Annotated in this window: 9 protein-coding genes; 6 read left to right on the top strand and 3 right to left on the bottom strand. The window is 57.0% G+C overall.

Translation table 11 applies throughout. The annotated features are described in order from the left end of the window. Window positions 1–55 precede the first annotated feature (55 nt). Complete coding sequence (locus RA28_RS08510) at window positions 56–1,009, top strand: GlxA family transcriptional regulator (protein ID WP_039526710.1); 954 nt, start codon at window positions 56–58, stop codon at window positions 1,007–1,009. Here the strand turns inward: RA28_RS08510 and RA28_RS08505 are convergent. Beyond that, window positions 1,006–1,929 (bottom strand): GlxA family transcriptional regulator, encoded by a 924-nt coding sequence (locus tag RA28_RS08505; RefSeq protein ID WP_039527726.1) that lies wholly within the window; start codon window positions 1,927–1,929, stop codon window positions 1,006–1,008. The two genes, RA28_RS08510 and RA28_RS08505, sit on opposite strands and share 4 nt — an antisense overlap. Window positions 1,930–2,026: 97 nt before the next feature. Here RA28_RS08505 and RA28_RS08500 point away from each other — a divergent pair, with 97 nt between their 5' ends. The 4 genes from RA28_RS08500 (at window position 2,027) to aspT (ending at window position 7,915) form a co-directional block, all read left to right on the top strand. Then, on the top strand, window positions 2,027–3,187 hold the full coding sequence (locus tag RA28_RS08500; RefSeq protein WP_039526707.1) for an acyl-CoA dehydrogenase family protein: 1,161 nt from the start codon (window positions 2,027–2,029) through the stop codon (window positions 3,185–3,187). A gap of 2 nt (window positions 3,188–3,189) precedes the next feature. Continuing rightward, on the top strand, window positions 3,190–5,205 hold the full coding sequence (locus RA28_RS08495; protein ID WP_039526704.1) for an acetate--CoA ligase family protein: 2,016 nt from the start codon (window positions 3,190–3,192) through the stop codon (window positions 5,203–5,205). Window positions 5,206–5,208: 3 nt separating this feature from the next. Continuing rightward, a complete protein-coding gene (locus RA28_RS08490) occupies window positions 5,209–5,988 on the top strand; it encodes a carnitinyl-CoA dehydratase (protein ID WP_039526701.1) in 780 nt (259 codons plus the stop codon). 226 nt (window positions 5,989–6,214) lie between these two features. Then, complete coding sequence (gene aspT, locus RA28_RS08485) at window positions 6,215–7,915, top strand: aspartate-alanine antiporter (RefSeq protein WP_039526698.1); 1,701 nt, start codon at window positions 6,215–6,217, stop codon at window positions 7,913–7,915. 4 nt (window positions 7,916–7,919) lie between these two features. Here aspT and RA28_RS08480 read toward each other — a convergent pair whose 3' ends face one another. Continuing rightward, window positions 7,920–9,626: an aspartate:alanine exchanger family transporter gene (locus tag RA28_RS08480; RefSeq protein ID WP_052261376.1), complete on the bottom strand. Its 1,707-nt coding sequence runs from the start codon at window positions 9,624–9,626 to the stop codon at window positions 7,920–7,922. After that, window positions 9,623–11,254, bottom strand: coding sequence for a bifunctional aspartate transaminase/aspartate 4-decarboxylase (locus RA28_RS08475; RefSeq protein WP_039526695.1), 1,632 nt, complete (start codon window positions 11,252–11,254; stop codon window positions 9,623–9,625). The genes RA28_RS08480 and RA28_RS08475 overlap by 4 nt, the downstream gene beginning before the upstream one ends. 262 nt (window positions 11,255–11,516) lie before the next feature. On the opposite strand from RA28_RS08475, the gene iolG reads away from it, so the two are divergent. Continuing rightward, window positions 11,517–12,518, top strand: a complete 1,002-nt coding sequence (gene iolG / locus RA28_RS08470) for an inositol 2-dehydrogenase (RefSeq protein ID WP_039526691.1) — start codon at window positions 11,517–11,519, stop codon at window positions 12,516–12,518. Window positions 12,519–12,540: the final 22 nt, after the last annotated feature.

Genomic DNA, 12,540 nt, shown 5'->3' with positions numbered 1-12,540 from the left:
GGGGCAGACAGACCGTTCTTTCAAAACGGCGCCGTCCTCGGTACTTTATTCGTCAATGACTAACCATTTCTCGCCAACCGCCCCTTACAAATTCGAGTTCCTACTTCTCGAGGGATTTTCAAATATGGTTCTGGCCAACGCGCTTGAACCGCTGCGCGATGTCCACATGCGGTCCGCCATTGCCAACCTTGAATGGGAGGTTACGACGCTTCGAGGCGAGACCATTCAAAGCTCATCCCGGCTGACAATCTCACCTGACCGAAGCTTCGACCCAGAGATGACAAATGGGATTTTAGTTGTTGTCGCTGGCTACCGTGTACGGGCGCAGGCAAAAAAACAACTGGTTGCTGAAATTCGGCAAGCGGCACGAAATGCGAAACGTGTCTTGGCCCTGGATACGGCGGCATGGCTTTTGGCCGAAGCCGGGCTTTTGGACGGGCATAGTGCAACGATACACTGGCAGGAACTGGACGCATTTGCCGAGGCTTTTCCGGGCGTCAATGTAACGACCGCACGTTTTGTTCGCACCGGCAAAATCATGACATGTGGAGGCGCAAGCACAGCCCTGGACCTGATGCTGGATCTGATTCAAGATATGTTTGGTCCAGCCGCAGCATTTGACGCGTCGAACATGTTTCTTTTTGATCCCGCAAGGCAAAACGCATCGCAGCGCGGTGCCAAGCACCTGATCGACCGCGGTTCACCCAAAGTGTTGGACGCCTTGAATGTCATAGCCGAAAATGTCGAGCGACCGCTGACCACATTCGAACTGGCCGATCGCGTTGCCATATCGGAACGCAGCCTGAACCGGGCTTTCTCGGACGCGCTGGGAATGACCCCGGGCAAATACTACCGGCTCTACCGCTTACAACATGCACGCTATCTGGCGCAGGAAACGCGGCTGAGTGCAGAACAAATCGCAATGCGATGCGGTTTTTCAGGTGCTTCTTCGATGGGGCGGTCATTTCTGCGCGAGTTCGGAAAGCCCGTCAGCGCCTTTAGGTCCTAAAGACCAACCTGGGCCCTGACCTCGCTGGGGGTTTGGCCGAATTCAGCGCGAAACGCGCGCGTCATGGCACTGGCATTGTCGTACCCGCAGCGGCTGGCAATTTCGGCCACCGAATGTGTCGTCTCTTCTGCCAACCGGCGGGCAAGGTTCAGACGCAAACGTTTGTAGACGGCCTGTGGTGTCGTTCTCAGTTCGGCCTGGAAAAGGACTTCGATGCGTTTCTGCGAACACCCGATTTTGCGGGCAATTTTTTGAATCGTCAGAGGCGTTTCAAGGTTTTCCTGCATCTCGGTCAGCGCACGATTGACCAATGTATCTTCGGATTTCATAGGCAGCGGGTATCGTGTAGCGACGCCCCGGCTCATCAGCAGATGCGCAACCTCCATCGACAACAGCGGACCATGATCCCTTTGAAGGAGGGCAGAGGCCAGATCGAACGCCGCCATTGCGCCCGAACATGTGAGCCGGTCGCTATCCATGACGAACCTTTCCCGGACCACGTCGACGGCTGGAAAGGCCTCTTCGAACCGGGTTAGTTCATCCCAGTGAATGGTGGCCTTGTAGTCATCCAGCAAACCGGCACGGGCAAGCAGCCAGCTTCCCGTGTCTAGCCCGGCGACCTGCTTGTGTCTGCGGGCAGCAGTCAAGAGTGCGCAGGTGATCTCGCGCTTGTCCAGCTTCAGATATCCGTAGGACGGCATGACCACTAGGCAGTCACCCCGTTGATCGGCCAACGCCCCATGTGGCGTGACAAAAAGATCGCTGGAACTGTGCACCGGTTGCCCGTCAAGCGAGCAGAATCGCCAAGCATAAAGGGGCTGTCGTGACAGGGTATTGGCAGCCCTCAACGGCTCGATCATGTTGGCGAGGCAATGGTTCGAAAAGTCGTCGAACAAAAGAACATTGTAGCGCTGGCTCAAAATTTCGAACTCTGCATGATATTCGGCCAACTTGGCATGCCATATAAATGCGCGATGGCGTCTGTTGCGTCAATCACTGATCCAGGGAACATGCGACATGAATTTTGGTCTGTCCGACGAACAGGAAATGATCGTTTCCACGGTTCGCAGCTTTGTCGAGAATGAAATCTATCCCCACGAGGCCGAGGTTGAGCGGACCGGACAGGTTCCGCATGAACTGGGCGAACAGATCAAGCAGAAGTGTATCGATCTGGGTTTTTACGCCTGCAACTTCCCGGAGGAGGTTGGCGGCGCCGGGTTGTCGCATCTCGATTTCACACTGGTCGAGCGTGAGTTGGGTCGTGGGTCGATGGCACTGACCCATTTCTTTGGACGGCCGCAGAATATCCTGATGGCCTGCAATGACGAACAGCGCGAGCGCTATCTTCTGCCTGCCTTGCGCGGCGAGAAGATGGACGCCTTGGCAATGACCGAACCGGATGCCGGATCAGACGTGCGCGGGATGAAATGTCAAGCCACGCGGGATGGCGGGGATTGGGTCATCAACGGCTCGAAACATTTCATTTCAGGGGCCGAGCACGCTGATTTCTTCATCGTCTTCATCGCAACCGGCGTGGACGACACCCCGAAAGGGCCGAAGAAACGGATCACCACCTTTCTGGTGGATCGTGGCACGCCGGGGTTTGAGGTGCGGGACGGCTATAACTCGGTCAGCCACAAGGGGTATAAGAACTATATCCTGTATTTCGACAATTGCCGCCTGCCAGATGCGCAGGTTCTGGGCGAGGTCGACGGCGGCTTCGCGGTGATGAACGAATGGCTTTATGCCACACGCCTCACAGTTGCAGCCTTTTCGGTCGGACGGGCACGTAGGTGCTTTGACTATGCGCTAAGCTACGCGGCTGAGCGCAAGCAATTCGGCCAAGCCATCGGCAAGTTCCAGGGCGTTGGATTTCAGATCGCCGACATGATCACCGAGATTGATGCCGCCGACTGGCTGACACTCTCCGCTGCGTGGCGTCTGGACGAGAAACTACCGTCAAACCGCGAGATCGCGTCGGCCAAGCTCTATGCTTCGGAAATGCTGGCGCGGGTCACAGATACGACCCTACAGATCTTTGGCGGCATGGGTCTGATGGACGACTTCCCAATCGAACGCTTCTGGCGCGACGCGCGGGTTGAGCGTATTTGGGATGGCACCAGTGAGATACAGCGCCACATCATCAGCCGCGATTTGTTGCGGCCGCTGGGCGCCTGACAATGCCCGAGGACTTGAACCGGTTGCTGCGCCCGCAATCCATCGCTGTGATCGGCGGCGGTGCGTGGTGCCAGCAGGTTATTCTGCAATCCAAGCGGATGGGGTATGCGGGCCAAATCTGGCCAGTCCACCCCAAAGCGACCGAGGTTGCTGGCCATGACGCCTATCGCCGCCTGGAAGATTTACCAACAGCGCCCGATGCGGTCTTTATAGGCATCAATCGTCACGCCACGATCGAAACCGTTCGGCTCTTGTCCGGCATGGGTGCCGGAGGGGCCGTCTGTTTCGCATCGGGCTTTTCCGAGGCTGCGGCGGAAGACGTCGCAAGCAGCAACCTCCAGGACCAACTGATTGCGGCGGCTGGCGACATGCCGATCCTGGGACCGAACTGTTACGGGTTTATCAACGCGCTGGACGGCGCATTGCTCTGGCCGGATCAACATGGGGCCACACCCGTTGATAAGGGTGTGGCGATCCTGACGCAAAGCTCGAACATTTCGATCAACCTGACCATGCAGAAACGTGCCCTGCCCATTGCCTATATGGTAGCCTGTGGGAACATGGCGCAGACGAGTCAGGCCCAGATCGCCTCGGCCCTGATCGAGGACCCGCGCGTCACCGCCATCGGCTTGCACATTGAGGGATTCAAGGACATCCGTGAATGGGAGGCATTGGCTCAAAAGGCCCATAACAAGAGCATCCCGCTGGTGGCACTTAAGGTTGGCGCATCGGAACAAGCGCAGGCGGCGACGGTTTCGCATACCGCCTCACTGGCAGGCAGTGATGCCGGGGCGCAGGCTCTGCTAGATCGTCTCGGGATTCCACGCCTTTCTGCCCTTCCCGATTTCCTCGAAACACTGAAACTGTTGCATTGCTATGGTCCGCTGCCGGGTGGCAACATCGCCTCGATCAGTTGCTCGGGGGGGGAGGCGAGCCTGATCGCGGATATGGCTATTGGCACGGGGCTGACTTTCCTGCGCTTGTCCGATGACAAAAAAGCCCGCCTGCGCGACGCGCTTGGACCGATGGTCGCGCTGAACAATCCGCTGGATTACAATACCTATGTCTGGCGCGACGAAAGCGCGATGGCCACGGCTTGGTCCGGTATGACCGGGGACGATATCGATCTGACGGTCTCGATTGTCGATTATCCAACAACCGACCCAACCGATTGGACTTGCGCAACACGCGCGGCACTGAAAGTGCGCGCAGAAACGGGCGCACCGTTTGCAATAGCGGCGACACTGCCCGAGCTTTTACCTGAAGACATCGCGCAGGAGCTTATGGCAGGCGGTGTCGTCCCATTCATGGGTCTGCGCGAAGCCCTGTCCGCCATTCGCGCGGCAGGACAGATCGCTGCGCCGTCCTCCCTTCCCGTATTACTGGCCGGTCAGGACCGAGCGGGACAAACCCTTTCCGAAGGCGATTCCAAAATGGCGCTGGCAGATTGCGGCCTTTGCGTGCCTCAAAACCATACAGCCCACGGACCGGATGAGGCCCGCGCTGCGGCGCAAGCGATGCATGGGCCCTTTGCCGTGAAAGGCGTTGGTCTTGCGCATAAATCCGAACATTCCGCCGTGCGCCTGGGCATTGGGGCCGAGGATGTGGCAACCGTCGCTGCGGACATTGGAACAGATCAAGTTCTGGTCGAAGAGATGATCAGCGGCACGGTCGCAGAACTGCTTGTCGGAGTGATCCGCGATCCGGCCCACGGTTACGTGTTGACGCTGGGCGCGGGCGGCGTGCTAACCGAGGTGCTGCGCGATACCGTTTCCCTGCTGGTGCCTGCCGACCCTGACGACATCCGGACTGCCCTTGGCAAGCTCAAGATTGCCCCGCTGCTTGCGGGCTATCGCGGCCAACCGGCGGCTGATATGGATGCGATCATGGCGGCGGTCGAAGCCGTTCAAGCTTATGTCATGCAAAATGCCGACACGCTTTGCGAGGTCGAGATCAACCCGCTTCTCTGCACGCCGGACAGGGCGGTCGCCGTGGATGCGCTCATAAGAAAGGCCTGAGATATGGACCCGATCAAAACCCGCCGCGAAGGCGCGATCCTTGAGGTCACACTGGATCGTCCCAAGGCCAATGCCATTGATCTGGCCACAAGCCGCATCATGGGTGATGTCTTTGCAGACTTCCGGGACGACCCAGAGTTGCGCGTGGCCATCCTGACCGGCGCAGGCGAGAAATTCTTTTGCCCCGGTTGGGATTTGAAAGCGGCCGCCGATGGCGACGCGGTGGATGGAGATTATGGTGTCGGCGGTTTCGGCGGCTTGCAGGAACTGCGGGACCTGAACAAACCCGTCATAGCCGCAGTCAACGGTATTGCCTGCGGCGGCGGGCTGGAACTTGCCTTGTCTGCGGATATGATCCTCGCCGCTGATCATGCGAGCTTTGCTTTGCCCGAGATTCGCTCGGGCACCGTGGCGGATGCGGCCAGCGTCAAATTGCCAAAACGCATCCCGTATCACATCGCAATGGAACTGCTGCTGACGGGTCGTTGGTTCGATGTCGAAGAAGCCAATCGTTGGGGTCTGGTGAACGAGGTTGTCGCCGCCGATCGGTTGATGGACCGCGCGTGGGAACTGGCCCGCCTTCTCGCCTCAGGCCCGCCGCTGGTTTATGCCGCGATCAAGGAAATCGTGCGCGATGCCGAGGATGTGAAGTTCCAGGACAGCATGAACCGTATCACCAAGCGGCAGTTGCGTACGGTGGATGTGCTCTATGCCAGCGAAGACCAACTGGAAGGTGCCAAGGCCTTTGCGGAGAAACGCGATCCGGTCTGGAAGGGCAAATAGAAGTTCTTGGAGCTTTAATTTGTCCATGGACCGAACCGCTCTGTCTTGCCGGGCAGCACGCGGGGCACTCGCGGTTGATGCGTCCACCCGCAATTGACAGAATCCGAGACGAATGTTTACCTGAAACCAAACTGGTGCAGGTAACACAGATTTTCGAGTATTTTCAGCGTTCTGAACGCCGTACCCAGCGCCAGTATCGACGGGCTTGCAACCTAGGGACTGTGTAATGGAATTGATTGCAGATCAGCTTAGAACCTACCCGATCATGGCGTTGTTTCTGTGTTTGGGCTTAGGATACGGGGTCGGCAAGTTCAGGGTCGGTAAGTTTGAGCTTGGCGGTATCGCGGGCACATTGCTTGTTGCAGTCTTTGTCGGCCAGATTGGCGGCATCAATCTGAGCACCGACGTCCAGAACGTTTTTTTCTCGCTCTTCATATTCATGGTCGGCTACAACGGCGGGCCGCAGTTCTTTGCAGCATTGAACCGAACGGCCCTGACCAAGTTACTGGCCGCGTTCATGATGACCTTGTGGGGGCTTTTCTTCGTAATCGCCGTTGCCACATGGGCCGGACTGGACAAGGGACTGGCCGCTGGTCTGGCGGCCGGAGGTCTGACCCAATCTGCCATTATTGGGACGGCGGGGAATGCAATTGACCTGCTGGGATTGGCCTCGGAAGAGGCCGAGAAGCTGAAGACCAATATCGCTGTAGGGTATTCGGTCACCTATATTTTCGGCTCGATCGGGCCCATTCTGGCCGTCAGTGTCATTCCGATCATCATGCGTTGGGACCTGCGGCAAGAAGCCATAAAACTGGCCCAGAAACTCAGCGGCGGCGGGCGTTCTTTGGAAGAGGGCGAGTTCCTGCCGATGAACCGGTTCGACGCCCGTGCGTATCGCGTACAAAGCGGGGCCGCCGTTTTGGGGCAATCCGTGACCGAAATCGAGGGCGGCTATGACAGCGACGTTCTGGTCGAGAAGCTGTTGCGGGATGGCGCGCCTCTGGATCCAACTCCTGACACAGTGATTGCAGAAGGCGACATTATCGTCGTGTCGGGATTGGTCGGTGCGCTGTCAAAATTCGAGGCGTCGGCGGGCAAAGAGGTGGGCGAATACCCTCCTGCCCTTACCGTTGTTGAAGAGCGACGCAACGTGGTCATCACCAACCGCAAGCTGACTGGAAAAACGCTTGGCGAATTGCGGGAGGCACTGACAGCGGACCAGCGTCGCGGGGTGCATGTTTCGAAAATCACACGCATGGGGCACGACATCCCGGTGTTGCAGGATACGCAGATTCATGCTGGTGACGAGGTAAGTATCGTTGGTCACAAGGACGACCTGAACCGCGTATCCAAACTTGCAGGCTATGTGCCACCATCGGCGTCGGTCACGAACTTCATTGCATTGGGCATAGGCGTCGCGGTTGGATACCTGGTGGGCGAAATCAGCTTTGTCATCGCCGGCACCAAAGTTGCACTTGGGTCCGGGTTGGGCTGTCTCGTGACCGGCCTTATCATCGGCTATCTGCGTATCCGCCGCCCGAAAATCGGCGGCATCAATCGCGGCGCTGCCGATTTCCTGCAGAGTTTCGGCCTTGCCGTGTTTGTCGGCGTAGTCGGCCTGAATGCCGGGCAACCTGCTTTGCAGGCCATTCAGGAATACGGCATCATTTTGCTGTTGCTCGGGGTCGTCGTGACTTTGATGCCAATGATCGTTCAGTTCCCGATCAACTATTTCGCTTTACGAATTCGCAATCCGGTCGAGGCATGCGCCGTTGTCACCGGTTCCCGGTCGGGCAACCCGGGCTTTGCCACACTTCTGGAAAAAGCAGGGAACTCGACACCTACGCCGGCATTCACGATGACCTACGCGGTTGCGAACATATTCCTGACGCTTTGGGGTCCCTTGGTCGTAGCTTTTGTCCCCTGATTACTCAAATCAACACGAGGACGATGACAGAGCCCCAGAGCGCCAGCAAAACGTTGCCCACCGCATAACCCAGACCGTACCCAAGTGTCGGGACCTGACTTTGGGCGGCTTCCTGGACAGCCGCCAACCCGGGAGCAGAGGTCCCCGCCCCACAGCAGGTTCCGGCCAAGACACCTTCGTTGATGCCGAATACCTTGTGACCAACGAAGACCGCCGAGCCATGGGCCAGAAGAACGATAACGACGGATCCCAAGATCAGCGATGGCCCGCTTTCCATGACGCCGGTGACAAAGCTGGTTCCGGATGTGATGCCGACGCAAGCAACAAATACGCACAAACCCACCGAGTCGAAGATCCACAAGGTTGCTTCGGGTACGAAACCAAACGTTCTGCGGATCGACCGAAGCCACCCCGCCACCAAACCGCCAAGCAGTACGCCGACCGATGTACCCAGACCCAATTCAAGCGCCCCAAATTTCAAAGCGGGTATTCCGATAAGACCCCCCAACAGGATAAAGAACGCAACAAAGACCATATCCGTCTCTTTCGTTTCGCGGTCGAGGTATCCAAGCGCCGCCGCGGCGTCCTCGATATGGCGACGGGTGCCCGAAACTGTCAGGACATCCCCCTTATGCAATGTAACACCTCGAAAGATCGGCAAACGCTCACCACTGCGCATAATGCCGCGCAGAAAGATGGTACGCGCCTGGGGATGTTGCGATAGCTCGCCCAGGGTCTTGTTGACGACATCGCTGTTGGTGACAACGATGTCATTGGTTTCAACCGGCAGGTCCAGCAGCTCCGGGTCTTCGACCTCTTCGCCCAGCACTGGGGCATGATCAATCAGATATGAGCGTAGGCCCGCGATCGCCGCGATATCGCCTTCTTGCAGGATCATATCCTTGGTGGTCGGCAGAATATTGTCACCCCGACGGACGCGGTCAAAGTAGGCACGCACATGCGGTGGAACATGCTCCTCGAGCGTTGCGACGGTTTGGCCCGCGAAATCCGGGTTTATCCGATAGGCGCGTGCCTCAAAGTCGCGATGCTGGGACACGACCGGATGTTGGTCCCCGTCCAACTCAGCTTCATATTCCGCGCAAGCTTCTTTCAGAGATCGGCCAAAGATCCTTGGGGTCACTTGCGTGTGAAAGACTATGGTCGCGATCACGCCGACAAAATACGCGACGGCAAACCCGGTCGCGATTTCCGCCTCAAAGATCTGCTGCGCGGCTGGATCCGCACCGGTTTTTGCAAAGGCATCTATTGCCACGCCAAGGGTTGCGCTTTCGGTCACCGCGCCAGCCAGCAGACCTGCGGCAATTCCCACTGACAGCCCCATCAAGGGGGCAAGAAGCATGGCTGTGACCAAAGCCACGACGCACAAAAGCACTGTGATCGCGATTTGCGGCAAAGCGCCAAGGTTCAGTGACCGAAAGAACTGCGGACCGGTGCGATAGCCGATGGAAAACAGAAACAGCAAAAAGAATGCCTGTTTTACGTCGTCAGAGACGACCACACCTGTTTGGCCAACCAGAACACCGGCCAGAAGGCAGCCCGCTACAGAACCCACCTTGAATGAGCCAATGGTTATTTTGCCGAGCGCGTATCCGATCGCAAGGCTGCAGAACAAGGCAAGCTCTGGATGAGCGCCAAAGATCGAGCCGATCAGTTGCATGTCAGACGCCGGGCCGCCAACGGTTCGGATCAACCATGTAACGGCAACCCTTTCGAAGCGCGGTATGCCTGAACGTACCCTGCCGCCACGGCGCGAACCGCGCGCCCGATCTGGCGATATGCGCTGTCGTCAAGATTTGCGAACGACACCCGCGCCGACCAATTCGGCGCGTCAAATCCGGATCCGTTCAGCAGAACAATCCCGTGATCCTGCGCCAGCTTGAACGAGATATCGAGCGGATGGACGTTTTCCTTGATCCAATCGACAACCTCCTCACCAACATATTTCCTCAGCCAAAACTCGAAATCAATGATGCCATAGTACCGGTCGAACAGTGGGTTTTCGGGGACATCGATGCCCAATCCTTCGACAAGCTCGGTAAAACGATGCTCCAGTATGCCGCGGCAGAAAGCCTGATAGGCTTTGTCGTCATCCATCAGTTCAACCAGAGAGAACAAGGTCATCATGACCTGTTGCGGCAGCGACAATCCAGCCGTGTGGTTGAGGGCAACATCGCGGCTGTCGGCGACGATGCGGTCGATGAATTTCATCTTGGACGGATCCGGGGACAAGGTCGTGTACCGGGCCTCGACCACGGATTTCACCTCGGTCGGGGCATCGGCGATCATTTTGTCAAAGATGTTGTCTTCGGCCACCAAAATGGTGCCTAGACGCCAACCGGTGCAGCCAAAATACTTGGAATAGGAATAAACACCGATTGTGTTCGCCGGCAGATGGCCCATGACGGATTCGAAGTTGGGAACAAACGTTCCATACACATCGTCCGTAAGGATGATCAGATCCGGTCGGCGCGTCTTCACAAAATTGACCAGCCGCGCGAGCGCTTCCTGGCTCATCGCGACCGCTGACGGATTGCCGGGATTGACCATGAAAAGTGCTTTGACGTTCGGGTCAGCCAACGCTTCGAGGTCTTCGTCGGTTAACTGGAAGTGGTCTTCTTCCTCAGAGGACACATGAACAACGTTCAGGGAATAGTCTTCAAGCTCTGGCATCTCCAGATACGGCGTGAATATCGGGGTGGCCAATGCAATCGTATCGCCGGCATTCAACAACCGTTGGTTCTTGAGTGACTTGAAGATGTAACACATGGCTGCTGTGCCACCTTCGACGGCATATATGTCAAACTTGGCATCCGGTTTGTGACCCGCGCACATGGCCCACATAATGAACTCGTGCACGATTGCTTCATTATGCTCGAGGCAACGGTCGGGCATCGGGTAGTGGTCACCAACAATACCGTCAGTCAGTTCCAGCACAAAAGCGTCAGGGTCGAACCCGAACTTCTTGATCGCAAAATCCACTACTGCCGCCAACGTCTTGGCTCCGGGAGGCGCATTGACGCCTTCCGACGCCGCACAATAAGACTTGAGCCGCGTGTAGCTGCCCGGCCCTTGGGGCATCCCGGCCAGTCCGACCTGCGGCTCGTTACGGTCACGCTGCGCCTCGGTCATCGCAAACTGACCCAGTAGAAAAAACGCCTCTCTTGCTTTGGTGGCAATCCAGTTGGGGTTGCCACGTCCAGCGTTCAGGTAAGGCAACGTCGACTTGCGAGACTCTTTTTGCGCAAGTTTGATCAGTTCGTCCTTAATCTCGAATGGGCTTAAGTTCTCGTATTGATGAAGGTCGATTGTCTGCGACATTGTCGGATACCTTTTTTGTCAAAAACATCGGTAAATTCAGATAAATAGTTAAAAAGCAAAAATCGCATCTGTAAACTGCAAAGGCCCTCGCCAGAGCGAATAACGCGAAACTTGGAGGATCCGGCATAGGATGATGTCGCTGGTCGTTTTGTGCTTTGAAATTTCCGAAAGACCGTCTTAAACGATTACTGCCGGTCCGACCCGGAACTCTGTCAAAGCCCGAACGCCCACCAAATCTGGGCCGAACCAAGGAAGACAAACCGTGACCATTTCAATTGCACTTCTTGGCGCAGGCCGGATTGGCAAAGTTCATGCACAGGCGATCTCACGCGATCCGAATGCCAAGCTTTGCGCCGTAACCGACGCTTTCCCCGACGCGGCCAATGCCGTTGCCGAGCAATACGGGTGCCCGGTTCGCACAATCGAGGAAATCATTTCCAACGATACAATCGACGCCGTTGTGATCTGCACGCCGACCAACACGCATGCCGATCTGATCGAGGCATTCGCACGGGTCGGAAAGAAGATTTTCTGCGAAAAACCAATCGATCTTGACCTCAAACGGGTCAAGTCCTGTCTGCAGGTGGTCAAAGACACAGGTGCCCAGCTTATGCTCGGCTTCAACCGCCGGTTTGATCCGCACTTTGCGGGCATCAAGCACGAGATTGATCGCGGTACGCTGGGTTCGCTGGAACAGGCCACGATAATTTCCCGCGATCCTGGCTTGCCACCCTACGAGTATATCGACGTCTCAGGTGGCATATTCCGAGACATGATGATCCATGACTTTGACATGGCCCGTTTCCTGCTTGGCGAAGAATTCACAAGTGTCCAGGCGACGGCCTCGGTTCTGGTTGACCCGAAAGTCGCCGATCATAATGACTATGACACCGCCTCGGTCCTGTTGACGACGCGCGGCGGTCAGCAATGCACGATTACCAATTCCCGCCGGGCGAGTTACGGCTATGACCAGCGTATTGAGGTCTTTGGGTCACTCGGGATGTGCGCGGCCGAAAACCAGCGCCCGGTATCGATCGAGGTCGCGACCTCTGATGGATATTTGCGCCCACCTTTGCATGACTTTTTCATGACCCGTTACACTGACGCCTATGCCGCCGAGATTGCTGCATTCGTAGCTGCGATAGCAGATCAAACTGTTCCGCAGCCGTCTGGGCAGGATGGCTTGCAAGCGCTGATCCTCGCCGAGGCTGCGTTGAAATCGCTGCGTGAAGGCCGGGCCGTTGATCCGGCAGAGATTGGATGACAGCAATCAGGGAACGCGTCTT

The sequence above is a fragment of the Ruegeria sp. ANG-S4 genome (assembly GCF_000814005.1).
Classification (GTDB): Bacteria; Pseudomonadota; Alphaproteobacteria; order Rhodobacterales; family Rhodobacteraceae; genus Ruegeria.
Note: the sequence above shows the minus strand (reverse complement) of the source record. Positions and strands in the feature narration are given on the sequence as shown.

What these genes read in the sequence shown, in the direction of transcription:
- RA28_RS08500 (WP_039526707.1), top strand. Translation starts at nt 2,027, where the DNA reads ATGAATTTTGGTCTGTCCGACGAACAGGAAATGATCGTTTCCACGGTT.
- RA28_RS08490 (WP_039526701.1), top strand. Translation starts at nt 5,209, where the DNA reads ATGGACCCGATCAAAACCCGCCGCGAAGGCGCGATCCTTGAGGTCACA.
- RA28_RS08495 (WP_039526704.1), top strand. Translation starts at nt 3,190, where the DNA reads ATGCCCGAGGACTTGAACCGGTTGCTGCGCCCGCAATCCATCGCTGTG.
- RA28_RS08510 (WP_039526710.1), top strand. Translation starts at nt 56, where the DNA reads ATGACTAACCATTTCTCGCCAACCGCCCCTTACAAATTCGAGTTCCTA.
- aspT (WP_039526698.1), top strand. Translation starts at nt 6,215, where the DNA reads ATGGAATTGATTGCAGATCAGCTTAGAACCTACCCGATCATGGCGTTG.
- RA28_RS08475 (WP_039526695.1), bottom strand. Translation starts at nt 11,254, where the DNA reads ATGTCGCAGACAATCGACCTTCATCAATACGAGAACTTAAGCCCATTC.